We start from the raw sequence: 23,355 nt of genomic DNA, 5'->3' as shown, positions 1-23,355 counted from the left end.
AGCTAGGCGGTGTCTATAAACACTGCCCAGCTTATTTTTATGCTATTTAATTAATCCTTCTTTTTGTAAATATGCTTTGGCAACTTCTTCGGCGGATTTGCCTTTGACGTTGACCTCGTAGTTCATCTCGCTCATTTCTTGGTCGGTGATTTTATCGGCTAATTTCTCAAGTGGTGCCTTGATTTCTGGGTATTTCTTGATGGTTGATGTGAGCATTAGCGGTGCACCTTGATATGGCGGGAATAATTGTTTGTCGTCTTTTAATACTTTCAACTTGTATTGCGCGATTTCGCTGTCTGTAGAGTAGGCATCCAATGTGTTGATGTCGCCTGCTTTCAAAGCGGTGTAGCGCAATTTTGGCTCCATTGTTTTCAGTGAGTCGAATTTCAGTTTGTAGAGCTTCTGCAAGCCTTTGTAGCCATCATCGCGATCGGTGAATTCTAGCGTAAATCCTGCTTTGACGGCGCTTTGCACAGATTGCAAGTCCGAAATTGTTTCAAGATTATATGCTTTGGAAAATTCATTGGAAACTGCGACGGCATATGTGTTGTTGTACTTCATCGGTTTTAGGAATGTCATGTTGTCTTCTTTGGCAAGGCCTGCGCGGGCTTGTTCGTATACTTCGTTTGGATCATGGCTCTTAGCAGGGACTTTTAAGAAGGTTTCTAGGACGGTTCCGGTGAACTCTGGATAAATGTCAACATCGCCTGATTTTAGAGCGTTAAACACGAAACTGGTCTTTCCTAAGTTCGGTTTGACGGTTACTTTTAGATCTGTGTCGTTTTCGATGAGTTGTTTGTACATATTGATTAAGATTTCAGGTTCTGATCCAAGCTTCCCAGCGATGACTAGTTCTTTTTGTGGTTGGGTGAAATATGGGACGATGATAATGCTCGCAGTTATGACTAATGCGCCTGTAATCGTGATTAAGGTGCGTTTGAACGACGCTTTTTCCATGTAGCGCAAAATGACGTCGAATAAGATTGCGAGTAGGGCTGCTGGAATGGCTCCGAGCAAGATAAGGCTGTTGTCGTTGCGATCGATTCCTAGCAAAATTAAGTCCCCAAGTCCGCCGGCTCCGATTAGGGCTGCGAGTGTCGCCGTTCCGATGATTAAGACCATCGCCGTACGAACCCCGGCCATAATAACTGGCATAGCGAGCGGTAATTGCACTTTGTATAGTTGTTTCCAACGGTTCATCCCCATGGCTTGTGCTGCTTCAATTAATACTGGGTCGATTTCTTTAATCCCTGTATATGTATTTCGCAAAATTGGCAGCAGTGCATAGATGACAAGCGCAATAATCGCCGGAAAAGTTCCAATCCCAACGAGCGGAATTAGCAAACCGAGTAACGCGAGTGAAGGAATCGTTTGTAAAATTGCCGTGACTTGAATAATTGGTTCCGCGGCGCGTTTATGGTTGGTTAAATAGATTCCAAGCGGCACAGCGATGAATACAGCGATGAATAAGGAGACGAAGGATAATTCAATGTGCTGAACTAAAGCGGCCCATAAAGCGTCTTGTCGCACCTGAAACGTGTCGATTAGCTTACTCATACGTGCTCACCTTCCCTTGCCAGCTGGTTCGCCAAAAATTGAATGACGTGTTGTTGTGTAATAAGCCCAACTGCTTTACCGTCTCGTTCCACTGATACTACCGTTTGATTCGCCAATTGTTGTAATAATACTTCCACGGCAATCGTTTCTGCAAAATCTGCTTCGCCATCAACTTTCTGCGCGTCAAAGTAACCTTGTTCTACCATATCGCGTACGGTGAACTTAGAAGATAGCACGTGTTTGTTCACGTTACCTGATTCTAAGAAATTTTGCACGAATTCGTTGGCTGGGTTTTGTAAAATTTCATTTGGCGTGTCGCATTGTACTACTTCGCCGTCTTTCATGATGCAGATTCGGTCGCCTAGCATCAAGGCTTCTTGCATGTCATGCGTAACAAAAACGATTGTTTTCTTAATTTTGCGTTGTAGTACAATCATGTCTTGTTGTAGTTTCTGGCGGCTGATCGGGTCAAGCGCGCTAAATGGCTCATCCATCAGGATAATTTCGGGATCGGCGGCTAAGGCACGAACTACGCCCACGCGTTGCTGCTCCCCACCAGAAAGCTCGGCAGGCTTACGATTACGGTAGCTTTCCGCATCTAAACCAACGCTATCTAGCAATTCGGTAATCCGCTGATGAATCTTGTCTTTATCCCATTTCTTCAGTTCTGGCACAATCGCGATGTTCTCCTCAATCGTCATATGTGGAAAAAGCGCGATTTGCTGTAGTACGTAGCCAATGTTCCAGCGCAGTTCGTGAATGTTATAGTCGCTAATTCGTTTTTCATCAATATAAATGGTTCCTGTCGTCAGCGGAATGAGGCGGTTAATCATCTTTAAAGTCGTTGTTTTCCCGCAACCACTAGGACCGATAAAAACGAAAAATTCACCGTCTTTAATATTTAAATCCACATTATTGACTGCATGTTCGCCGTTTTGATATTGTTTCGTTACTTTTTCAAAGCGTATCATGGGTCACTTCCCTTTCCTAATTAAGCATGTTTATTTGTTACCCTAATTCTAAAAACAGAAACATTTGTTCTTAATAATACCACTATCAACTACAAAATTACACTATTAAGCATTTCGTTGACAAATCAACTAAAATTACGCATAATATACTTTATCACAGTGAAGTTATTACTAGAAAGGAGAAATAAAGAGATGAAGAGACATGGTTACTATTACTACATTGACGAACCAGGAATGCGGGAAATTAAGGCTGGGGATGAATCCGTTTTCACAATGCCAATGTTACTGTCGCTGGATGAATATTGGGAGGTTCTTCATTACATTTTTTGCGGTAAGAAACATAATGGGGCCGCGCCTTGGGGGTATATTGTGCCACTTCGAGCCGAGAATTATATTCGGGATGCTTTGGCGACGGTACATTTTATTTACCCAGAACAAGTTCGCATGGCAAAAGACGCCTTATTTAGCATATCAGAGGAGCAATTCACTGCTATGTATAACTTTAAAGAATTGAAAAAAAGTGGGCTATACGGGATAAACTGGCGCACAAAAAAAGAACGATTCGATAAAGATTTATTGCTGAACTTCCATGGATTGCGGGCTTTCTTCAATAAAGTGGCGCAGAGCAACGATTGCATTATTTTTTATATTGTATAAACAAACGAGGAAACGAATGGGTGCACAATCCCAGGCGCTTCCTCGTTCTTTTTTATTTCGTGATAATTGTATGGATTAATTTTGGTGCGTCGGCGTGATCGCTTACTTTGATGTTAGCGTAGATTTTTTCTTCGACAGCTTTCACGTCTTCTTTGTTCGCATAAATCGTTACAAGCGGTTCGCCTGCTTCGACTTTATCGCCTACTTTTTTGCGTAGCATAATGCCAACCGCAAGATCGATTTCGTCTTCTTTTGTTGCACGGCCAGCGCCTAGAAGCATTGCAGCGATTCCGATTTCGTCTGCCACGATTTCAGATACAACGCCGCTTTCTTTGGCTGGAACGTCGATTTTGAATTCGGCTTGTGGTAATTTGCTTGGGTCATCTACGATAGAGCCGTCGCCGCCTTGATTGTTCAGGAAATCTTTGAATTTCGCTAAAGCTTTTCCGTTTGCCATGACTTCTTTTAGCATGTCGCGCGCTTCATCCAAGTCTTTCGCTTTTTTCGCAAGAACAACCATTTGACTGCCCAAAATTAAAACTAGTTCTGTTAAGTCTTCTGGGCCTTCGCCTTTTAATGTATCGATGGCTTCTTGGACTTCTAAAGCATTACCAATCGCAAAACCTAGTGGTTGGGACATGTCTGAAATAACTGCCATTGTTTGGCGGCCAACGTTATTTCCGATGCGAACCATCGCGTGTGCTAGATTCTCAGCATCTTCATCGGTTTTCATGAATGCGCCGGCACCAGTTTTTACGTCTAGGACGATGGCATCTGCGCCTGCTGCGATTTTTTTACTCATAATGGAACTTGCGATTAGTGGAATCGAGTTGACCGTTCCTGTTACGTCGCGCAATGCGTATAGTTTTTTATCGGCTGGCGTTAAGTTACCTGATTGTCCGATAACAGCTACTTTGTCGCGGTTTACAAGGTCGATAAATTGGTCTTTTGTGATTTCGACGTGGAAGCCTTCAATTGCTTCTAGTTTGTCGATTGTTCCGCCAGTGTGGCCTAATCCGCGTCCTGACATTTTAGCAACAGGAACGTCAAGTGCTGCAACAAGTGGTGCTAATACGAGCGTTGTTGTATCGCCGACGCCTCCTGTTGAGTGTTTATCGACTTTAATGCCTTCAATTGCCGATAAGTCGATCGTTTCGCCTGAATTCACCATCGCCATCGTTAAGTCGGCACGTTCGCGATCAGTCATATCTTGAAAAAAGATTGCCATTGCTAAGGCGCTGACTTGATAATCCGGAATCTTGCCTTCCGTGTAGCCATCTACAACGAATTGAATTTCCTCGGTCGTTAGTTCTTTACCGTCACGCTTTTTTGAAATTACGTCTACCATTCTCATTTTAAGTTCACCAATCCTTTTTTATTTTAAGTCGTTTAGGAAGCTTTCGCCGTATTCGGGCATTTTTACGTTAAAATTCGCTGCGACTGTTGCGCCTAGGTCTGAGAATGTTTTACGCAGATCGATTTCTTTGCCGCCGTCTTTGAATTGTTTCGAATAAGCTAAAAGTGGCACGTATTCGCGTGTGTGGTCGGTGCCGCGGTATGTTGGGTCGTTCCCGTGATCCGCTGTAATTAGCAACAAATCGTCTTCTTTCATATTTGCAAAAACTTCTGGCAAGCGTGCATCGAATTCTTCTAAAGCATCGCCATAACCGATTGGGTCGCGACGGTGTCCGAATAAGGCGTCGAAGTCTACGAGATTTAAGAAGCTCATGCCGTGGAAGTCTTCTGTTAGTAAATCAATGAATTTGTCCATGCCGTCCATGTTTGATTTGGTACGAATGGCTCTTGTTACGCCTTCCCCATCGAAAATGTCGGAAATTTTGCCGATAGCGATAGAGTCTAGTCCGCCGTCTTTTAAGTGGTCCATAACTGTTTTATCAAATGGTTTTAGCGCGTAGTCGTGGCGGTTGGATGTGCGTTCGAACGTTTCTTTTGATTTGCCGACGAAAGGACGAGCGATGATACGGCCAAGCATATACGGTTCGTCACGTGTGATGTCACGGCAATATTCGCAAATGCGGTATAATTCTTCTAACGGAATAAGTTCTTCGTTCGCTGCGATTTGTAAAACGGAATCAGCGGACGTGTACACGATCAATGCGCCTGTTTCCAATTGTTCTTCGCCGAGCTCTTCCATGATTTCAGTACCGCTGGCTGGTTTGTTACCGATTACTTTGCGTCCAGAGAAGTCTTCAATTTTTTGAATGAGTTCGTCTGGGAAGCCATCTGGGAAAACGCGGAATGGTGTATCAATATACAAGCCCATGATTTCCCAATGTCCTGTCATCGTGTCTTTTCCTGCGGATGTTTCTTGCATTTTTGTATAGTAAGCTTGTGGTTTGTCAGCAACTGGTACGCCTTCGATTTCACGGATGTTCGATAAACCTAACATCGCCATATTTGGCAGTTTCAGTCCACCTTTTTCGCGAGCGATGTGTCCTAATGTATCAACGTCAAAATCGTCAAACTGCGCTGCGTCGGGCGCTTCTCCAATACCTACCGAGTCCATAACTACAACGTGAATTCTTTTAAATGCCATTTTTTAAAAACCTCCTTAATAGATTAAGCCAACGATTGTGGCTGTTAAGAAACTAACTAATGTGGCGCCGAATAACAGCTTCAAGCCAAAACGGGCAACGACAACGCCTTGTTTATCATTTAAGCTTTTGACTGCTCCAGCGATAATGCCGATGGATGAAAAGTTCGCGAATGAAACTAGGAATACAGAAACGATAGCGGTTGTTCTTCCGGAGAAATGGAAGTTCCCTGATGCTAAATCGTTCATCGCTACGAATTCATTGGATACCATTTTTGTAGCCATAATGCTTCCGGCTTTAACAGCTTCATCCCACGGAACACCGACAAGGAATGCGAATGGTGCAAAAACATAACCGAGCAATTCTTGGAAGGAAAGTCCGAAAATCCCACTGAAAATCGCATTAATCATCGCGATAATGGCTACGAACCCGATAAGCATGGCTGCGACGGTGACAGCAACTTTGAAACCGTCCATAATGTATTCGCCCAACACTTCGAAAAAGCTTTGTTTCGCTTCTTCTTTGACTTCTAATATATCTTCTTGATCTGTGACTTCATATGGATTAATAACGGATGCAATAATGAACCCGCCGAATAGGTTTAAAACAAGGGCTGTTACGACATACTCTGGCTTTAAGAGTACCATATATGACCCGACAATGCTCATCGAAACAGTTGACATGGCAGAAGCACAAAGCGTATACAAGCGATGTTTTGGCAACAGGCCAAGTTCTTTTTTCACGGAGATAAAAACTTCGGACTGACCTAGAATCGCAGAAGCAACGGCGTTATATGATTCTAATTTCCCCATTCCGTTCACTTTACTCAACGCTAAACCGATATATTTAATAATAAACGGCAAAATGCGCCAGTGTTGCAAAATCCCGATAAGCGCGGAAATAAAGACGATTGGTAGTAAAACACTTAAGAAGAACGTCATCTGACCTGGGTTTACAATACCACCAAATACAAAATTAACCCCTTCTGCTGCATAGTTGAGCAGTTTACCAAATCCATCAGCAATCCCACCGATGAGCCAATTCCCAACACTTGTATTCAGCAAAATAAATCCTAAAATAAATTGCAGTACAATCATAATTATAATCGGCTTAATCTTAACTTTCCTGCGATCGTTACTCGCAAGCCAAGCGATTCCAAGAACAACGATTAAACCAACAATCCCGATAAGATATTTCATTGTGTATCCCCCAATAATTGAATAGTAGTAAAACGGTTTACTAAACAAATCCTCCTCATTTAGCAAACGTTTACATTGTAATTCTAAAAAGTAAAACGGTTTACCGAAGTAAGTATAGCATGTAATTTCTAAGAAGAAAAGCGTTTTCCTCTTTAGAGAGCTACCAAATGTTTTGCGAAACTGCATTTGGTAGCATCATGCCTCATTTATGTGTTGCTTTATTAGCCAATTTCCGAGCGCTTTCGCGGACGATAAGTTCTAAAGGCATTTTTTGGTTTGCCATTTTTTCGTTCGGATTTTGGATAGCTTTTAATAAATAGTCAGCAGCTGTTTGGCCTATAGCATAGATTGGTTGGCGAACGGTGGTGAGTGTTGGCGCCATGTATTCCGCAAGTTCGATGTCATCAAAACCAACGATAGAAAGGTCATCAGGAATCGTAATACCGAGTTCCAATGCGGCGCGGTAAGCCCCGACTGCCATTTGGTCATTTGTAACGAATAATGCGGTGATGTCCGTTGCTGCGAGTAATTTTTTTGTAGCGTTGTAGCCGCCAGCCATGGTTTGGTCGCCTTCCATGATCCAATCAGGTGATATCGACAGGTGATGCTTTTTCAAACAGGCTTGGTATCCTTGTAAACGTTCCTCTACAGAGTAAAAAGAATCGTCCGAGGTGATAATGCCAATCTTGCGGTGGCCCAGTGACACAAGGTGTTCCGTCGCCATGTATCCGCCTTCATAATCGTCAATATAAATATTACCTTCCTCACGATGATGCCGTTTGCGATCTAACAAAATGTACGGTTTGCGCATCGATTCCAATTGTGTAAACACGTTCGACGCCAAAATATTCGGGCTTGCGATAATCAAACCATCCACGGCCCGATGCAAAAGTTCCTCGACATATAAATCCTCACGCGTACTGTCTTGCGAAGAATTACATAATAAAATCATATAATCATGCGCATTCAAATAGTCTTCTGCGCCCTTCACCATCTGCGAAAAAAATGGGTCCGTCACTTCAGGAACAATCATACCAATTGTATTCGTCCGATTAGTCACCATATTTTTCGCAAAAAAGTTCGGTTTATAGGCTAGTTCTTTTGCGGTTTGGAACACTTTATTTCGCGTCGCTTCGCTAAAACGGCTTCCTTTTCCATTTAAAATCTGGGAAATCGTTGTAATCGAAACGCCGGTTTTTTCTGCAATATCTCGAATCGTTGCACCCAATGTGGCTCGCCTCTTTTCACAGGAAAAATTACTTCTCCTCCATCATGCCACATTTCGGTGATTTTGTTAATAGTTATCTTTCGGATTTGCTTCATTTCCTGAAACAATCGATACGCCAGCGCTGGCACCAATACGTGTTGCGCCTGCTTCGATCATTTTATCGACATCTTCTTTTGTGCGGATTCCACCGGATGCTTTCACGCCGATGTCTGGTCCAACTGTGCGACGCATTAGAGCGATGTCTTCTGCTGTTGCGCCTCCTGTTGAGAATCCTGTTGATGTTTTAACGAAGTCTGTTCCTGCTGCTACAGCAAGACGACAAGCGCGTTCTTTTTCTTCGTCTGTTAGAAGACATGTTTCGATGATTACTTTTACTAACGCTTTACCTTTTGCTGCGTCGACAACGGCTTTAATGTCCGCTTCAACAAGTGCATCGTTTTTGTCTTTTAGAGCGCCGATATTAATTACCATATCCACTTCTGTTGCGCCTTTTTGGATAGCATCTGTTGCTTCGAATGCTTTTGTTTCGCTTGTGTTAGCGCCTAGTGGGAAGCCAATAACAGTACATACATCAACGTCTGTTCCTGCCAATTGTTCGTGTGCTAGCTCGATCCATGTTGGGTTTACACATACAGATGCAAAACCGAATTGCTTAGCTTCTGCTGTTAATTTTAGAATCATTTCTTTTGTTGTTTCTGGTTTTAAAGCTGTGTGGTCAATCATTTTGGCGATATTTGTCATGATTAAATCTCCTCGCTTTTCGTTTATTTGAGTTTATCATAATATATATTTGAACATTTGTAAAGTGATACATGAAATTATGTTCAAACTTGTGTTAGTTCTTTTGCGGTGAATTGGTCTGTGATGAGAACATTGGCGTATTCTCCTTGCAAGGCGCCGTGAATTGCTGCGACTTTTCTTGCGCCACCGGCTACTAGAATCGAATGTTCTTTTTGTTTGAGTGAGTCTAGTTCAATACCGATTGTGCGGGCGTCGATTTCGGTGCTGCAAATATTGCCGTCTTTGTCGTAAAAACGGGAGCAGATGTCACCAACACCGTTTTCTTTTAGCAAAGCTTTTTCTTCTTCGGTAAAATAGCCAAGTCGGAAAAGTAAAGCTTCATCGCGAACCGTTCCTACTGTAAAGACAGCGATATTAGCTTGTTTGCCCATTTCGATGATGTGGTGAATGTGCCGGTCTTGCTCCACCATTTGTTTTACCGTTGCATTGTCAAAAATAACGGGGAGCGGTAAATGGCGCGGCATTGTTTGGAAGTTTTCGGCGAATAGAGAAATCGTTTCAGAGGCGTACGTATTAACATTGGAATGGCTGATGCCGCCTTTTAATTGGATGACTTCGACACCGCGCACGTTTTGTGGACGCATTTTTTTGGCGATTTCGTACATCGTTGTTCCCCAGCTGACGCCAAGAATATCACCATTTGTTACGGTTTCTTCGAGGTATTCTGCTGCTTTTTTGCTCAAGAAGTCAGTGATTGTCGGGTATTCGGTCGTTGGTGAAAAGACGACGTGGGCTTCCCGCAGATTGTATTTGGCTTTTAGCGCGGTTTCTAGTGCATTTAAATCGGCGAACGGATCAGTCACTTTAATTTCCACAAAACCGCTCTCTTTGGCAAATTGCAAAAGTCTTGAAACGGTTGGGCGGGAAATGCCGAGTTGGCTGGCGATTTCTTGTTGGCTGTAGTCGGATTGGTAGTAAAGCCGCGCGACTTCAATGCTGAGCTGCTGTTTTTGTTTATCCATTGGGTTTCCTCATTTCTTTATCGCTGGAATCTTTAATAGTAGTTTAAATTGGGCTTGGTCGAAGCGGTAGTCGATGATGCCGTGTGCTTTTGTTATGTAGTGTTTAATGATGGCTGTGCCGCTTGTAGGTTTCGGTCTTGCGAATAGGTTGTCCATGACCGCCTGATTGGGCATGTTGGAAGCATTGCTGATTTCAAGTAAGAAAAGACCGCTTTGTAGTTGGAGTCGTAATGAAATCCAGCCGTTTTCGACTTGGGAGGCTGCTTGTTTGGCGTTGGTCATGATGGCGGTTAACAGTGCGCGCAGTTCGTCTTCTTGGAACGGTAAGTCAGAAATTGCGCTGTGTAAGTCGGTTTTGAACGTCAGATTCGCTAACTTCAATTGTTCGTCCGTTGTGACAAGCCAAGCCGCGATGTCTGGTCGTTCATTTTTGGCAAGTTGGAATGCGGCATCGTTTGCATGACCCGCATAATTTTTATGTCGTTCTTTTTGAAGGAGTGCCACGAAGGTTTGTAAATGGTCACTTTTGCTTGTCAGCTGCTGGTTGGTTTGTTCGAGCTGGCCCAGTTGATATTGCGCAACGAGGAACAGAAAAAGGAGCGCCCAACCTGCCAAACTCGCGTCGTAAATCAGTGCGAGCAGTAAGCCGATAACCGTAATTCCCGCCAGCGAAAGCTTCACCGTGCGAATTTTCATAGCAAGAGCTAGTGCGCCAAAGCAAAGGACTACAGATACCACTTGCAAAACGACATGCGCTTCCAAATACAAACACGCGATAGTATATGCCAAAATCAGAACAGTCAAAATTAATCGCATTGAGTTAGCTCCTTCTTAAAAATAGTTTTCTTGTAAATATTTCAGTTTTTCTTTCGTGACAAGGGCTTTTTGTGAGGTGCCTTCGAACACGACTTCGAATGATTTTTTCGAGTATTCGGTGAAGCGCTTGACGTATTGCAAATTAATGAGAAACGAGCGATGCGAGCGGATAAACATGCTTTCACGAATGTCCCCTTCTAATTCGCCGAGTGATTGATAAGACTCAAAAATATCTTTAGTTGTATGTATAGTCGTCGTACGCCCCGTCCGTTCCAGAAAAATAATTTCGTCTTTCGGAATAATGACCAAGTCGCCGCCAGAACGAATGAAAAGCCGCCCCGTTATTTTACCAGCTTCTTTTTTGTCGGTAAAGCGTTCGATGCTTTGGACCAGCCGTTCCTGATTGTAAGGCTTCAAAATATAATCATGCACGTTGAGCTCGAAAGCATGAACGGCATAACCGCTTTTTGCAGTAACGAAAATCACGCTTGTACTCATGTTATTTAGGTGAATAAAATCCGCTAGCTGATAGCCTGACATTCCCGGCATTTCAATGTCTGTAATAAGCAAATCCACTGGCGTTTCCTGAATGAATGCATAGACTTCCTCCGCATTGTTCGCCTTTAGTCGCAATTCCACAGTCGCCACTTTACCTACAATTAACTCCAATTTATCTAAATCTAACGGATTATCGTCAACAATTCCAACAGTTAGCATCTTTTTCACCCCTTATTCCTCCATTATAAACAAACTCTAGGCGAAAAACACCCTTTTCACGACGAAATTGCCCCCCTTTACGACAAACCCCTCCTATTCTCGCCATTTTGCGCTATGATAAAGACATCAAGAAAAGCAAAAAGGAGGAACAAACATGATTGAAGTACAAAACGTCACCAAAAAATTCCGCGATCGCAAAAAATCAACAACCGCAGTCAATCACGTCTCATTCCACGTCGATAAAGGCCGCATTGTCGGTTTAGTAGGCGAAAACGGCGCTGGTAAAACGACCATTCTGCGTAGTATCGCGACATTGATAACGCAAGATGAAGGAAAGATTACCGTCGCGGGTTACGATAATAAAACACAAGCCGAAGAAGTAAAAAGCCATATCGGCGTCCTATTCGGCGGCGAAACAGGACTTTACGACCGCCTAACAGCACGCGAAAACTTATTATATTTCGGAGGTCTTTACGGTTTACCAAAACACACCTTGAAAAAGCGCATCGATGACCTCTCACTCCGCTTTGGCATGCGCAAAGAACTCGACCGAACTGTTGGCGGTTTTTCCCGGGGCATGCGTCAAAAAGTCGCGATTGCTAGAGCCGTCATCCATGATCCCGCGGTAGTCCTTTTTGATGAGCCGACGACGGGGTTAGATATCACAAGTGCCAATGTGTTCCGCGATTTCACACGCCAGTTGCAGCAAGAAGGGAAGACGATTATTTTCTCCAGCCACATCATGGACGAAGTAGAGAGCCTGTCGGACGATCTCATTTTGATGCACCAGGGGCAGCTTCTATATGCCGGAACCGCGGAAGCCTTATACGCCAAAGAAGGAACGAATGACCTAAATTATATTTTCATGTCAAACATCGTGCGGGGTGATATGTATGTCTAAAAAAAGCCTATTCGGACACGTTTACAAAAAAGAAATGCTCGAAATCATGCGTGATAAGCGAACTTTCCTGCTCGTCGTTTTCCTACCAATGCTCCTTTTTGTCGGGCTGATTTTATTTTACGAAAACATGATGAGCCACAATCCAGACAAAAGCATCACCGTTGCCGTTAACCAAACCGCAGATCCCGAACTGCTACACGTTTTAGAACAACAGGATAAAGATTTAACATTCCAAAAAGCCAGCAACCCTAAGCAAACCGCTTCATCTGGAGACGCACTTATCGCCATGGAAGCAGACCCAAACGCACTAACCAAACTAAAAAATGGCGACGCGACATCGGTTATCATTTACAGCGACTCATCTGATAAAAATGCTAGTGCCGCCGTAACCGACCTTAGTACCCAACTCGGCGCAATCGATAAAAACATTGTTTCCGACCGCCTAGAAAAAGTTAGCGTCCCTATCCAAACATTAAACGCGATACAAGTCCAAATCAAGCCTTTATCTAGCAGCACAGAAGAAACCGACATTTCGCGAATGATGTTAACCATCGTCCTGCCAATGCTACTTTGCCTCGGCGTAACAATCGGCGCATACCCAGTCATTTCCGAACTTTTTGCAGGCGAAAAAGATAAGAAAATCATTGATGCTCTGCTTGTCACACCAGTAAAACGCTCGACTTTATTGCTTGGCAAATGGTCCGTCGCAATTACCGTCAGCCTTTTCACAGCAACCGTTGCGCTTGCCGCTACACTACTCGTTATCTTTTTTGGAACCGAGCATTTGCGTAAGGCGCTTGACGCCATGACAAACCCATTCGGCCTGTTTTTCGTAGCACTCCTTGCAACGGCTTCCTTTGCAGCACTCATCGTCAGCCTCCAAACCATCACAGCCATTTTTGCGAAATCAATGAAAGAAGCCAATAGCTACCAAAGTCCAATCATGATGTTGGCCATAATTCCAGCGTTCGTGACCATGTTCGTTAGCCTGAGCCAAACCACAACAACCATGTTCTTCATCCCACTGGCAAACATCTCGTTTTTACTACGCGAAATGATTTACGACCAATTCATTTGGACACATCTACTCGCAACAATCGCTTCCAACCTTGTACTCGCCCTGATTTTCCTATACCTAGCAAAACGGATGTACAGCAACAACGATTACCTATTAGCCAAATAGCAAAAAAAGGCCTGCCAAAAAATTTAATTTTTGACGGGCCTTTTTATTATTTATCTATCTTAGGTTGTAGTCTACTCATAATTCCTAAGCGATTATACGCATTAATTGTTGCGATTAGCACGTATAGTTCGCCGATTTCTTTCTCGTTATAATGCTTTGTAAGCTCATCATACACCGCGTCAGAAACGCCATGTTGATGAATAAACGTCACTTCCTCTACAAGCTCCAGCACAACGCGTTCTTTGTCGCTGTAAAACGGAGCTTCACGCCACGCATTCACACCAGCAATACGTTGCAATGTTTCGCCAATCTCTAGCGCCTCTTTCGTGTGCATATCAATACAGAACGCACAATGGTTCAAGTTGGACGCATAAATTTTAATCAATTCCTGTAAGTTACGCGGAATATTGCTTTCTCTCCCCAACTTATCCAGTTCACCAAGTAGTTCATAAGCTTTCGGATTCTCTTTCATTAGAAAAAAACGTGTAGTCATTTGACATTCTCCTTTCCGTCTCTACATAATAACACAAATCCACAAAAAAAGAGAAACACCCACGTCAGGCGTTTCCCTATTATTTCTACATTACTTCTTGTTCTAGCCACATCAAGTCATCTAAGAAGTACACTAAGTCTTCACCTAAAATGTCTTTCTCACAATCGTTCGTAATATCATGTCCTGATCCAGCGTAGAAACAAAGTTGTTTATCATCAGAATGAATATTTTTGAAAATATAATTCGCGTCATCTGCTGAAATTTCTTCATCTCGACAACCTTGGCCAATCATCGTTGGCACTTCAATGCGCTCAATCTCGCTTGCTACTGTTTTGTAGAATTCCGAGCGGGCATCTGCCATCTTGCCGATTTCCGGCGCATAATTAGTAAGCATTACTTGCGCGTCTTGCTCTGCAATGCCATCTTTTCTCATACTCTTTAATAAATAATTCTCTACTGGAATGTATCGCATTTTGCGGTTCACGTTCGCACATAATGGAGCAATAGCCTTAGGCGCGAATGTTTCTGCCATTTTCAGCGCAAAAACGCCACCCATTGCGGCACCCACGATTGCAATTTCATGATATCCTTGGTCTTGTAAATGCTTGTAGCCAGCCGTTGCATCTTCGTACCACATATCTGGTGTGGTTTTTAGAAAAATAGCTGGTTCTTCGCCATGACCACGATAATTTGGCGCATATACCGTATAACCGTTCTCTGCTAGATACTCTCCTAATTCTCTAACATCCTCTGTCGTTCCTGCAAATCCATGCAGTAATAGAACAGCACGACTGCCTGCTTTTATAAGAAAGCTACGATCCGTACTCATGATTAATTGCACTCCTCCATCTTCCTTAACTTGCCCTCATTGTACGCCATAAACGCACAAATTACCAGCTTTTGATTCGGTCGCTGAAAACCCTTGCTATAAAAGGCTTCAGCACGATTCACAATCTCTGTTTTTGGGGTCAATAATTTATACAATAGACATATGATAACGCGGAACGGTTTGGGTGTCAATGTTATTTTTGCGCAATCCAAAGAAAAACACATTTTCACTACTTTCTCCCTATGTTTATGTCACATCTTTGTCAAAAAAGGAGGCAATAATATCGTGCAATTCTCGCGGTTTTTGCCGGATCAAAAAATGCGTGCCATTATGAATCACAGCCATCTCCCCGCGCTGTACCGAATCAACCATTTTTTTCGTGTCAGCTCTGGAAATCACATCATATTCCCCAACAATCGCCAACATTGGAGCCGAAATATTCGCCAGCTCCTCTTCTTTAATATGCGGATAAAAAATCATCAAACCCATCTGCGCCTTGATCCGCCTAAAAAAGAAACTAAGCGGCGTCAACAGCGAAGCAAAGAAATAACCAACAACGCTAAAAATATTAGCCCACCATTTAATCTGATTCGCGTCATAATTCGTGCCAATCACGACCATCTGTTTCTGCCGCTTCGGTTGATATATCGCCATTTCTAGCGCAATAATCCCGCCATCACTATACCCGATAACGCGATACGTATCAATTTTCAAAAAATCTAATAAACATAAAATGTCTAGCGCCATCACTTGAAAATCAAGCGGTCGAAAGCCAAGCTCGGACTTGCCATGACCACGTGAATCTACAGCAATCACTTGGTACCTTTTTCGAAAAAAGTCGATTTGGCGTTTCAGCGCACCATGACTCTGCCCATTGCCATGCAACAAAACAAGCGGTTCACCACTGCCGTAAATATGATATGAGAGTTCTATTCCATTCACATATGCTTTCATCGCTATCACCCGACCTTTTCGTAAAGTCATTATAGCAGAAAATGACGATGTTGGCTTCCTGAATGCAAAAAAACACCCCGGAAAACTCCGGGATGTCATTACAAGCGACAATTATTTTTTCAAGTTGTAGAAAGTATCGTCGCCGTGGTATTGAGCTAAGTTACCTAGGTTGTCTTCAATACGTAGCAATTGGTTGTATTTAGCAACACGGTCTGTACGAGTTGGAGCACCTGTTTTGATTTGGCCAGCGTTTGTTGCAACAGCAATGTCAGCGATTGTGCTGTCTTCTGTTTCACCAGAACGGTGGGAAACTACTGCTGTGTAACCAGCGCGTTTAGCCATTTCGATAGCGTCTAATGTTTCAGTAAGCGTACCGATTTGGTTAACTTTGATTAGGATTGAGTTAGCGATGCCATTGTCAATACCTTCTTTAAGTTTCTTAGTGTTTGTAACGAACAAGTCATCACCAACTAATTGTACGCGATCGCCAATGCGTTCTGTCAATAGTTTGTGACCTTTCCAGTCGTTTTCGTCTAAACCATCTTCAATAGAGATGATTGGGTATTTGTTTACTAACTCTTCGTACCAAGCAACCATTTCTTCAGAAGTACGAGTTACGCCTTCACCTTTAAGTTCATAGTTACCAGTTTCGCGGTTATAGAACTCAGAAGATGCAGCATCCATTGCCAATTTAACTTGTTCGCCTGGAGTGTAACCAGCTTTTTTGATTGCTTCGATGATTGTTTCTAACGCTTCTTCGTTAGATTTAAGGTCAGGAGCGAATCCGCCTTCATCACCAACACCAGTGTTTAGGCCTTTGCCTTTAAGAACTGTTTTAAGGTTGTGTAGAATTTCAGCACCCATACGTAATGCTTCAGAGAAAGTTTTAGCTCCTACTGGCATAACCATGAATTCTTGAATGTCTACGTTATTGTCAGCATGTTCGCCGCCGTTAACGATGTTCATCATTGGTACTGGCAATACTTTAGCGTTTACTCCACCAATGTATTCGTATAATTCTAAGCCTAATTCTTCAGCTGCTGCACGTGCTGCTGCCAAAGATACACCTAGAATTGCGTTAGCGCCTAATTTACCTTTGTTTTCAGTTCCGTCAAGCTCGATCATTGCTTGGTCTAAACCGATTTGGTCTGTTACGTCAAAACCGATAATTTTGTCTGCAATAATGTCATTTACGTTTTCAACAGCTTTCAAAACACCTTTACCTAGGTAACGGCTTGAATCGCCATCGCGTAATTCTACTGCTTCATATTCACCAGTAGATGCGCCACTTGGAACTAATGCGCGACCAAATGCGCCTGTTTCTGTGTAAACTTCTACTTCGATTGTTGGGTTACCACGGGAATCAAGAACTTCGCGTGCATATACTTCAGTAATAATTGACATAATTAAAACTCTCCTCTAAAAATGAATTTTTGTAAGGAAGTGACCGAATTACCGGTTGCTTACCTTCTTATTTTAGCCTTGTTTTCGCAAAAACGCAAAGCAGGACCATGTTATTTTTGAATTAAACTTTCGCCTGTCATTTCGGCTGGTTGTTTCACGCCTAAAAGATCAAGCATTGTTGGAGCTACATCGGCTAAGCGACCGCCTTCGCGTAATGTAACACCTTTTTTCGTAACAATGACTGGAACTGGTACGGTTGTATGCGCTGTGTGTGGTTTGCCTTCTGGTGTTGTCATCGTTTCAGAGTTACCGTGATCGGCGAAAATAATCGCAGAACCGCCTTTTTCTAAAATAAGATCGACAACACGTCCAAGGTTTTCGTCTACAGCTTCAATCGCTTTGATTGTTGGTTCGACCATACCAGAGTGACCTACCATATCAGGATTTGCAAAGTTTAAGATAATCGCATCGTGTTTATCGTTTTTGATATCTTCAACTAGCGCGTCTGTTACTTCATAAGCACTCATTTCAGGTTGCAAGTCATATGTTTCGACTTTCGGTGAATTGATCAAAATGCGGCTTTCACCAGGGAATTCTTCGTTACGTCCACCGTTCATAAAGAAGGTAACGTGCGGGTACTTCTCGGTTTCAGCAATACGCAATTGAGATAATCCTTCGTTTGATAAAACTTCTCCGATAACGTTCTTCATTTCGATTGGCGCAAAAGCAACTTCGGCAATAATGCTTGGGTTGTAAAGCGTCATCGTCACGAATTTCACGTCTTTCGGATGTTTGTCGCCACGGTCAAAATGTTCCCATTCTGTATCCGTGAAGGCATTTGAAAGTTGAATCGCGCGGTCAGGACGGAAGTTGAAGAAAATAACAGCATCGTTATCTTTTACCGTTGCCACTGGTTTACCGTCCTTAGCAATGATGGCTGGAACAACGAACTCGTCGTTTTTGCCGTCTGCGTAAGAAGCTTCGACCAATTTAATCGGGTCTTCGAACTGTGCGCCTTCGCCTTTAACGATTGCGTTGTAAGCTTTTTCTACACGTTCCCAACGTTTGTCGCGGTCCATTGCGTAGAAGCGTCCTGAAACTGTTGCAATTTCGCCGTAGTTCAAGTCAGCGATTGCTTTTTGTAGCGTCTCAATATAGCCTACAGCCGATTGTGGTGCCACGTCGCGTCCATCAAGGAAAGCATGGATGTAAACGTTTTTGACACCTTTGTTCTTCGCTGTTTCAAGCAATGCTACAAGATGGTTGATGTGACTGTGCACGCCACCGTCTGATAGCAAACCGAACAAGTGAAGATCGGAGTTATTTGTTTTTGTGTGCGTGAATGCGTTGTTTAGTGCTTCGTTTTCTGCGAATTCGCCTTCTTCAATGGCTTTATCAATACGCGTCAAACTTTGGTAAACAATGCGTCCAGCGCCGATATTCGTATGACCAACTTCTGAGTTACCCATTTGACCTTCTGGAAGACCTACGTCAAGACCAGCTGCTTTCAGTTGACCATGCGGAAACTCTGCCCAGTAGCGATCAAAGTTCGGTTTATTAGCTAATGCTACTGCATTCCCAACCGTTTCGTTACGTAAACCGAAGCCGTCAAGAATGATAATAGCTACAGGTGATTTCGTCATTTATTTCACTGCCTCCAATAGGGCTAAGAAGGAAGCTGGCTCAAGGCTTGCGCCACCAACTAAAGCTCCATCAATGTCGGATTCTGCCATGTATTCAGCAATATTTTCAGGTTTTACACTACCGCCGTATTGAATACGAACTGCGTCTGCTGCTTCTTTAGAAACAACTTCTGCAACGGTTTGACGAACAACAGCACATGTGTCGTTAGCGTCTTTACTTGTAGAAGATTTACCAGTTCCGATAGCCCAGATTGGCTCATAAGCGATAACTGCTTTAGAAACTTGTTCTTCTGTCAAGCCTTTAAGCGCTGCACGGATTTGGCCGCTAACCCATTCGTTTGTTTGGCCAGCTTCGCGTTGTTCTAGTGTTTCACCACAGCAAATGATTGGTGTCATGCCGTGTTTGAAGATTGCGTGTGCTTTTTTGTTGATGTCTTCATCTGTCTCGTGGAAATACTCACGACGTTCAGAGTGACCGATAACAACATAAGAAACGCCTAAATCCGCAACTGAGAACGGGCTAATTTCGCCAGTGAAAGCACCTTCGTCTTCGAAATAAGTATTTTGTGCTGCAATTTTAAGATTTGTTCCTTCTGTTAAGTGAACTAGTTCTTTTAAAAATAAAGCTGGTGCTGCGATTACGGAATCAACAGCGTCTTTACTTGGGACTTTAGATTTTACGTCCTCAGCAAATTGTGCAGCTTTTGCAGCTGTTTTGTTCATTTTCCAGTTTCCTGCAATGATAGGTTTACGCATTTTTTCTTCACCCTTCCTATTTTCGCTCTGTGGATTATTTGTCGCTAATAGATTCAACGCCTGGAAGTTTCTTGCCTTCTAAATATTCTAGAGAAGCTCCGCCACCAGTTGAGATGTGTGTGAATTTGTCAGCGTAACCAAGGTCCATCGCTGCTGCAGCACTGTCGCCACCGCCGATGATTGTAGTTGCGCCATCAAGGTTTGCGATTGCTTCACAAACACCGATAGTACCTTTTGCAAAGTTGCTCATTTCGAACACGCCCATAGGACCGTTCCAAACAACTGTTTTCGCGCCTTGCAATTCTTTTGTGAAAAGTTCCACTGTTGCAGGTCCGATGTCCAAGCCTTCTTCGTCAGCCGGGATGTGGTTCGAATCAACTGTGTGGAATGGTGCATCATTACTGAATTCATGAGAAACAACATTGTCGATTGGAAGTACTAATTTGTCGCCTGCTTTTTCAAGTAAGCTCTTCGCAAGATCGATTTTGTCTTTTTCTAAAAGAGAGATGCCGACTTCTTTACCTTGTGCTTTGAAGAATGTGTATGCCATTCCGCCGCCGATTAGTAATTTGTCTGCTTTTTCGATTAGGTTTTCGATAACACCGATTTTGTCGGATACTTTTGCTCCACCAAGGATAGCAACAAGTGGACGTTCTGGGTTATCAACAACGCCGCCGATAAATTTAATTTCTTTTTCCATTAGGAAGCCTGCTGCTGATTCTAAGTTAGAAGCGATTCCAACGTTAGAAGCATGCGCGCGGTGGGCTGTTCCGAATGCATCATTTACAAAAACATCACCTAAAGAAGCCCAGTATTTACCTAGCTCAGGATCGTTTTTGCTTTCTTTCTTGCCGTCGATGTCTTCAAAACGCGTATTTTCGAATAAAATAACGTCGCCGTCTTTCATTTCGTTAATCGCGCCTTCAAGTTCTGGACCACGAGTTACAGGTACGAATTTTACTTCTTTACCTAGTAATTCGCTCAAACGTTCAGCAACTGGACGTAATGATTTGTCTGCTTTGTCTTCTTCTGTCTTCACTTTACCTAAGTGAGAGAAAAGAATTGCTTTACCGTTTTGTTCAAGGATATATTGGATTGTTGGTAATGCCGCTACGATGCGGTTATCGTTGGTAATTTTACCGTCTTTCATCGGAACGTTAAAGTCAACGCGTACTAGAACTTTTTTGTCATTTAAGTCTAAGTCAGTCACAACTTTTTTAGCCATAATAAAATTCCTCCATAGCTTTCAAATAAAAAGCGGAAACATAAAACCTGTCCCCGCTTATTTGTTTATTATTTAGTTCTTTGCAATCTTATTTAGCAATTTTAGCGAAATATTCAAGTGTACGAACTAATTGTGCAGTGTAGCTCATTTCGTTATCGTACCAAGCAACAGTTTTAACTAATTGTTTGCCACCAACAGAAAGAACTTTTGTTTGAGTTTCGTCGAATAAAGAACCGAAAGTGATTCCTTGGATATCAGAAGAAACGATTGGGTCATTTGTGTAACCGAAAGTATCAGCATCGCTTGCAGCTTCCATTGCAGCGTTCACTTCTTCAACAGTAACGTCTTTTTTAAGAACAGTTACTAATTCAGTTAATGAACCAGTTGCAACTGGAACACGTTGAGCAGCACCGTCTAATTTACCAACAAGTGTTGGCAATACAAGACCGATAGCTTTAGCAGCACCAGTAGTGTTAGGAACAATGTTTTCTGCAGCAGCGCGCGCACGACGGAAGTCTCCACCTGGGTGAGGACCATCAAGAGTCATTTGGTCACCTGTGTAAGCGTGGATTGTAGTCATAAGACCTTGTTCAATACCAAATTTGTCTTCTAGAACTTTAGCCATTGGAGCTAAACAGTTAGTAGTACAAGAAGCACCAGAAATAACTGTTTCAGTTCCGTCTAAAGTATCGTGGTTTACGTTGTATACGATTGTTTTCATGTCGCCAGATGCAGGAGCTGAGATAACAACTTTTTTAGCACCAGCTTTGATGTGTAGTTCTGCTTTTTCTTTTGCAGTGAAGAAACCAGTACATTCAAGAACGATATCTACACCTAGTTCGCCCCATGGTAATTCTTCAGGGTTACGGTTAGCTAAAACTTTAACTTCTTTGCCGTTCACGTTGAAATAACCATCATGTACTTCAACATCGCCATCGAAACGACCTTGAGTAGTATCATATTTCAACAGGTGAGCTAACATTTTAGCGTCTGTTAAGTCATTGATTGCAACAACTTCAATACCTTCCACATTTTGAATACGACGGAATGCTAGACGTCCGATACGTCCAAAACCATTAATACCAACTTTAACTGTCATAAGTCAATTTCCTCCTTGAAAATAATGAAATTTTTTATTTCAAAAGGGTGTTTTCCCCTTTTAAAAGCATCGTTGCGGCTCCTTCGTCTGTTACTAGAATCGTATGTGCCGGAGCGGTTTTCATATACGATTTGATTGCTTTGGCTTTTGAAGTACCTCCTGCAAGCGCGATGATGTTTGGAATCTTCGGTAGGTCTTCAAATTGTAAACCAAATGTCGGGACTTTATACACGACTTCTCCTTGTTCGTTGAAATAGTAGCCAAATGCTTCACCTACAGCTTGTCTGTCTGTGATTTTCTGCATAGTTTCGGCGTTGGTGTGACGGCGTTCTGCCATTGTCATCGCATCACCAATTCCGTGCAAAATGGCATTCGCCGATTGAACGAGTCGCAGTCCTTCTTGAATAGCCGGCTCTTTCAGAAGTGATTGATACGCTTCTTCGCCAAGCTGCTCTGGTACGTAAAACATGCGGTGCTTACTGTTCGTCTTTGTCGCCATGCGATCGCAAATCGTGTTCGCCTGATTATTCAGGTCCTCACCAAGTCCACCGCGCCCTGGAACAAAGAGTAATTCACGTCCTGCTGCAAAATCGGGAGTCATCATTTCGGCCAGCGTTGCCATTGTTGAACCACCCATTACTGCAATAATATTTTCGTTCTCCGTTAATGATATGTCGAGTTGTGCCAATGCCACGCGTCCCATTTCTTCCTGGACCCACGGCGTCACATCGCTATCACCTTGAACGACGAAACACGCTTTGATTTTCAGTTTCTCGCGTAACCGGTCTTCCATTGTATGTATTCCTGTTAGTTGATTCATTACGGATTCCAATTCACGAAATACAACCAGGCCGTCCTTCGTAACTGTCATTCCAGAAGGAGCAATGCCAATCAACCCCTGTGCTTTCAAAAATTCCACTTCACCGCGTAGCACTCGTTCACTCATCCCAAGCATTTGGGCTAATGTTCGTCTGCCAACTGGCTCCGCAAAATAGATAGAGCGTAGAATTTGATAGCGCTTCTGCATAACTAGAAGCATGTCGGGTAACAATTTCTTTTGAATGTTAATGATATCTGACATTTCAAAGTCTCCTAACCTTCTTGGACTCTTCTTGACCCGCTTAGTCATAAGATGTCCCGATAAAACTAAAAAAACAAGAGATCTAAGTCTTTGCTAGTAACTATTGTGGCCATTCAGCCATCTTATCGTTTCTAAACTAACCCGTCTCTTCCGTAAAGCACTTGCCGTAACACAAGCAGTTATTTCATTACCCTACAACAAGTATTCTACCAGTGATTGCTTGGAAATTCAAGTGTTAAGCAGTAATTTAAAGAAAAATTCATGATTTATTAACACTCTCAAACAGGTCACTCTACTAGTTCCACGGAATGAATGCGTTAAAAC

The 23,355-nt window shown here is 42.9% G+C and carries 22 protein-coding genes; 3 read left to right on the top strand and 19 right to left on the bottom strand.

Going from position 1 to position 23,355, the window contains the following annotated elements; genetic code table 11:
* Positions 1-42 precede the first annotated feature (42 nt).
* Complete coding sequence (locus tag EP57_RS13545; RefSeq protein WP_036087521.1) at positions 43-1,557, bottom strand: ABC transporter permease/substrate-binding protein; 1,515 nt, start codon at positions 1,555-1,557, stop codon at positions 43-45.
* Positions 1,554-2,528, bottom strand: coding sequence for an ABC transporter ATP-binding protein (locus tag EP57_RS13540; protein WP_036087519.1), 975 nt, complete (start codon positions 2,526-2,528; stop codon positions 1,554-1,556). Before EP57_RS13540 ends, EP57_RS13545 begins: the two co-directional genes overlap by 4 nt.
* A gap of 192 nt (positions 2,529-2,720) precedes the next feature.
* Between EP57_RS13540 and EP57_RS13535 the strand changes: the two genes are divergently transcribed.
* Positions 2,721-3,185 carry a DUF1877 family protein gene (locus EP57_RS13535; protein WP_036087517.1) on the top strand — a complete coding sequence of 155 codons (465 nt, stop codon included), beginning with the start codon at positions 2,721-2,723 and terminating at the stop codon, positions 3,183-3,185.
* Between the two features lie 52 nt (positions 3,186-3,237).
* On the opposite strand, the gene EP57_RS13530 is transcribed toward EP57_RS13535, so the two are convergent.
* The 8 genes from EP57_RS13530 to EP57_RS13495 all read right to left on the bottom strand — a co-directional run bounded on the left by EP57_RS13530 (position 3,238) and on the right by EP57_RS13495 (position 11,463).
* Positions 3,238-4,539 carry a pyrimidine-nucleoside phosphorylase gene (locus EP57_RS13530; RefSeq protein ID WP_036087516.1) on the bottom strand — a complete coding sequence of 434 codons (1,302 nt, stop codon included), beginning with the start codon at positions 4,537-4,539 and terminating at the stop codon, positions 3,238-3,240.
* 21 nt (positions 4,540-4,560) lie between these two features.
* Positions 4,561-5,742, bottom strand: coding sequence for a phosphopentomutase (deoB, locus tag EP57_RS13525; RefSeq protein ID WP_036087512.1), 1,182 nt, complete (start codon positions 5,740-5,742; stop codon positions 4,561-4,563).
* 15 nt (positions 5,743-5,757) lie between these two features.
* Positions 5,758-6,939 carry a NupC/NupG family nucleoside CNT transporter gene (locus EP57_RS13520; protein WP_036087511.1) on the bottom strand — a complete coding sequence of 394 codons (1,182 nt, stop codon included), beginning with the start codon at positions 6,937-6,939 and terminating at the stop codon, positions 5,758-5,760.
* A gap of 202 nt (positions 6,940-7,141) precedes the next feature.
* Entirely contained in the window at positions 7,142-8,167 is a 1,026-nt protein-coding gene (locus EP57_RS13515) for a LacI family DNA-binding transcriptional regulator (RefSeq protein WP_036087508.1), read from the bottom strand.
* A 66-nt stretch (positions 8,168-8,233) separates the two neighbouring features.
* Positions 8,234-8,908, bottom strand: a complete 675-nt coding sequence (deoC, locus tag EP57_RS13510; protein WP_036087506.1) for a deoxyribose-phosphate aldolase — start codon at positions 8,906-8,908, stop codon at positions 8,234-8,236.
* 83 nt (positions 8,909-8,991) lie between these two features.
* A complete protein-coding gene (locus EP57_RS13505; RefSeq protein WP_036087505.1) occupies positions 8,992-9,930 on the bottom strand; it encodes a sugar-binding transcriptional regulator in 939 nt (312 codons plus the stop codon).
* Between the two features lie 9 nt (positions 9,931-9,939).
* On the bottom strand, positions 9,940-10,746 hold the full coding sequence (locus tag EP57_RS13500) for a hypothetical protein (RefSeq protein ID WP_036087503.1): 807 nt from the start codon (positions 10,744-10,746) through the stop codon (positions 9,940-9,942).
* Positions 10,747-10,761: 15 nt separating this feature from the next.
* The gene (locus EP57_RS13495) at positions 10,762-11,463 is read right to left on the bottom strand and encodes a LytR/AlgR family response regulator transcription factor (RefSeq protein WP_036087582.1); all 702 of its coding nucleotides are present in this window, start codon (positions 11,461-11,463) and stop codon (positions 10,762-10,764) included.
* Positions 11,464-11,617: 154 nt separating this feature from the next.
* On the opposite strand from EP57_RS13495, the gene EP57_RS13490 reads away from it, so the two are divergent.
* Positions 11,618-12,364 carry an ABC transporter ATP-binding protein gene (locus EP57_RS13490; protein WP_036087500.1) on the top strand — a complete coding sequence of 249 codons (747 nt, stop codon included), beginning with the start codon at positions 11,618-11,620 and terminating at the stop codon, positions 12,362-12,364.
* Positions 12,357-13,547: an ABC transporter permease gene (locus EP57_RS13485; RefSeq protein ID WP_036087498.1), complete on the top strand. Its 1,191-nt coding sequence runs from the start codon at positions 12,357-12,359 to the stop codon at positions 13,545-13,547. The genes EP57_RS13490 and EP57_RS13485 overlap by 8 nt, the downstream gene beginning before the upstream one ends.
* A 46-nt stretch (positions 13,548-13,593) precedes the next feature.
* Here EP57_RS13485 and EP57_RS13480 read toward each other — a convergent pair whose 3' ends face one another.
* The 9 genes from EP57_RS13480 to EP57_RS13435 form a co-directional block, all read right to left on the bottom strand.
* Positions 13,594-14,040, bottom strand: coding sequence for a carboxymuconolactone decarboxylase family protein (locus EP57_RS13480; RefSeq protein ID WP_036087497.1), 447 nt, complete (start codon positions 14,038-14,040; stop codon positions 13,594-13,596).
* 85 nt (positions 14,041-14,125) lie between these two features.
* Positions 14,126-14,869 carry an alpha/beta hydrolase gene (locus EP57_RS13475; RefSeq protein ID WP_036087495.1) on the bottom strand — a complete coding sequence of 248 codons (744 nt, stop codon included), beginning with the start codon at positions 14,867-14,869 and terminating at the stop codon, positions 14,126-14,128.
* Between the two features lie 246 nt (positions 14,870-15,115).
* Positions 15,116-15,823, bottom strand: a complete 708-nt coding sequence (locus EP57_RS13465) for an alpha/beta fold hydrolase (RefSeq protein WP_036087580.1) — start codon at positions 15,821-15,823, stop codon at positions 15,116-15,118.
* A gap of 111 nt (positions 15,824-15,934) precedes the next feature.
* Positions 15,935-17,227 carry a phosphopyruvate hydratase gene (gene eno / locus EP57_RS13460; RefSeq protein ID WP_036087492.1) on the bottom strand — a complete coding sequence of 431 codons (1,293 nt, stop codon included), beginning with the start codon at positions 17,225-17,227 and terminating at the stop codon, positions 15,935-15,937.
* Between the two features lie 110 nt (positions 17,228-17,337).
* Positions 17,338-18,870: a 2,3-bisphosphoglycerate-independent phosphoglycerate mutase gene (gpmI, locus tag EP57_RS13455; protein ID WP_036087491.1), complete on the bottom strand. Its 1,533-nt coding sequence runs from the start codon at positions 18,868-18,870 to the stop codon at positions 17,338-17,340.
* Positions 18,871-19,626 carry a triose-phosphate isomerase gene (gene tpiA / locus EP57_RS13450; RefSeq protein ID WP_036087579.1) on the bottom strand — a complete coding sequence of 252 codons (756 nt, stop codon included), beginning with the start codon at positions 19,624-19,626 and terminating at the stop codon, positions 18,871-18,873. It abuts the gene before it with no gap.
* A gap of 34 nt (positions 19,627-19,660) precedes the next feature.
* Positions 19,661-20,851 carry a phosphoglycerate kinase gene (locus EP57_RS13445; protein WP_036087490.1) on the bottom strand — a complete coding sequence of 397 codons (1,191 nt, stop codon included), beginning with the start codon at positions 20,849-20,851 and terminating at the stop codon, positions 19,661-19,663.
* 88 nt (positions 20,852-20,939) lie between these two features.
* On the bottom strand, positions 20,940-21,950 hold the full coding sequence (gene gap, locus EP57_RS13440) for a type I glyceraldehyde-3-phosphate dehydrogenase (protein WP_036087488.1): 1,011 nt from the start codon (positions 21,948-21,950) through the stop codon (positions 20,940-20,942).
* Between the two features lie 34 nt (positions 21,951-21,984).
* Positions 21,985-23,031 carry a sugar-binding transcriptional regulator gene (locus EP57_RS13435; protein WP_036087486.1) on the bottom strand — a complete coding sequence of 349 codons (1,047 nt, stop codon included), beginning with the start codon at positions 23,029-23,031 and terminating at the stop codon, positions 21,985-21,987.
* Positions 23,032-23,355 lie beyond the last annotated feature (324 nt).

This window comes from Listeria booriae (assembly GCF_000766865.1).
In the GTDB taxonomy this organism is placed as follows: Bacteria; Bacillota; Bacilli; order Lactobacillales; family Listeriaceae; genus Listeria_A; species Listeria_A booriae.
This window is presented reverse-complemented; position numbering and strand designations above follow the sequence as displayed.

Bases quoted from the DNA above. Each gene is read 5' to 3' on its own strand.
- EP57_RS13545 (WP_036087521.1), bottom strand. From the start codon at position 1,557: ATGAGTAAGCTAATCGACACGTTTCAGGTGCGACAAGACGCTTTATGG.
- EP57_RS13540 (WP_036087519.1), bottom strand. From the start codon at position 2,528: ATGATACGCTTTGAAAAAGTAACGAAACAATATCAAAACGGCGAACAT.
- EP57_RS13535 (WP_036087517.1), top strand. From the start codon at position 2,721: ATGAAGAGACATGGTTACTATTACTACATTGACGAACCAGGAATGCGG.
- EP57_RS13530 (WP_036087516.1), bottom strand. From the start codon at position 4,539: ATGAGAATGGTAGACGTAATTTCAAAAAAGCGTGACGGTAAAGAACTA.
- deoB (WP_036087512.1), bottom strand. From the start codon at position 5,742: ATGGCATTTAAAAGAATTCACGTTGTAGTTATGGACTCGGTAGGTATT.
- EP57_RS13520 (WP_036087511.1), bottom strand. From the start codon at position 6,939: ATGAAATATCTTATCGGGATTGTTGGTTTAATCGTTGTTCTTGGAATC.
- deoC (WP_036087506.1), bottom strand. From the start codon at position 8,908: ATGACAAATATCGCCAAAATGATTGACCACACAGCTTTAAAACCAGAA.
- EP57_RS13505 (WP_036087505.1), bottom strand. From the start codon at position 9,930: ATGGATAAACAAAAACAGCAGCTCAGCATTGAAGTCGCGCGGCTTTAC.
- EP57_RS13500 (WP_036087503.1), bottom strand. From the start codon at position 10,746: ATGCGATTAATTTTGACTGTTCTGATTTTGGCATATACTATCGCGTGT.
- EP57_RS13495 (WP_036087582.1), bottom strand. From the start codon at position 11,463: ATGCTAACTGTTGGAATTGTTGACGATAATCCGTTAGATTTAGATAAA.
- EP57_RS13490 (WP_036087500.1), top strand. From the start codon at position 11,618: ATGATTGAAGTACAAAACGTCACCAAAAAATTCCGCGATCGCAAAAAA.
- EP57_RS13485 (WP_036087498.1), top strand. From the start codon at position 12,357: ATGTCTAAAAAAAGCCTATTCGGACACGTTTACAAAAAAGAAATGCTC.
- EP57_RS13480 (WP_036087497.1), bottom strand. From the start codon at position 14,040: ATGACTACACGTTTTTTTCTAATGAAAGAGAATCCGAAAGCTTATGAA.
- EP57_RS13475 (WP_036087495.1), bottom strand. From the start codon at position 14,869: ATGAGTACGGATCGTAGCTTTCTTATAAAAGCAGGCAGTCGTGCTGTT.
- EP57_RS13465 (WP_036087580.1), bottom strand. From the start codon at position 15,823: ATGAAAGCATATGTGAATGGAATAGAACTCTCATATCATATTTACGGC.
- eno (WP_036087492.1), bottom strand. From the start codon at position 17,227: ATGTCAATTATTACTGAAGTATATGCACGCGAAGTTCTTGATTCCCGT.
- gpmI (WP_036087491.1), bottom strand. From the start codon at position 18,870: ATGACGAAATCACCTGTAGCTATTATCATTCTTGACGGCTTCGGTTTA.
- tpiA (WP_036087579.1), bottom strand. From the start codon at position 19,626: ATGCGTAAACCTATCATTGCAGGAAACTGGAAAATGAACAAAACAGCT.
- EP57_RS13445 (WP_036087490.1), bottom strand. From the start codon at position 20,851: ATGGCTAAAAAAGTTGTGACTGACTTAGACTTAAATGACAAAAAAGTT.
- gap (WP_036087488.1), bottom strand. From the start codon at position 21,950: ATGACAGTTAAAGTTGGTATTAATGGTTTTGGACGTATCGGACGTCTA.
- EP57_RS13435 (WP_036087486.1), bottom strand. From the start codon at position 23,031: ATGTCAGATATCATTAACATTCAAAAGAAATTGTTACCCGACATGCTT.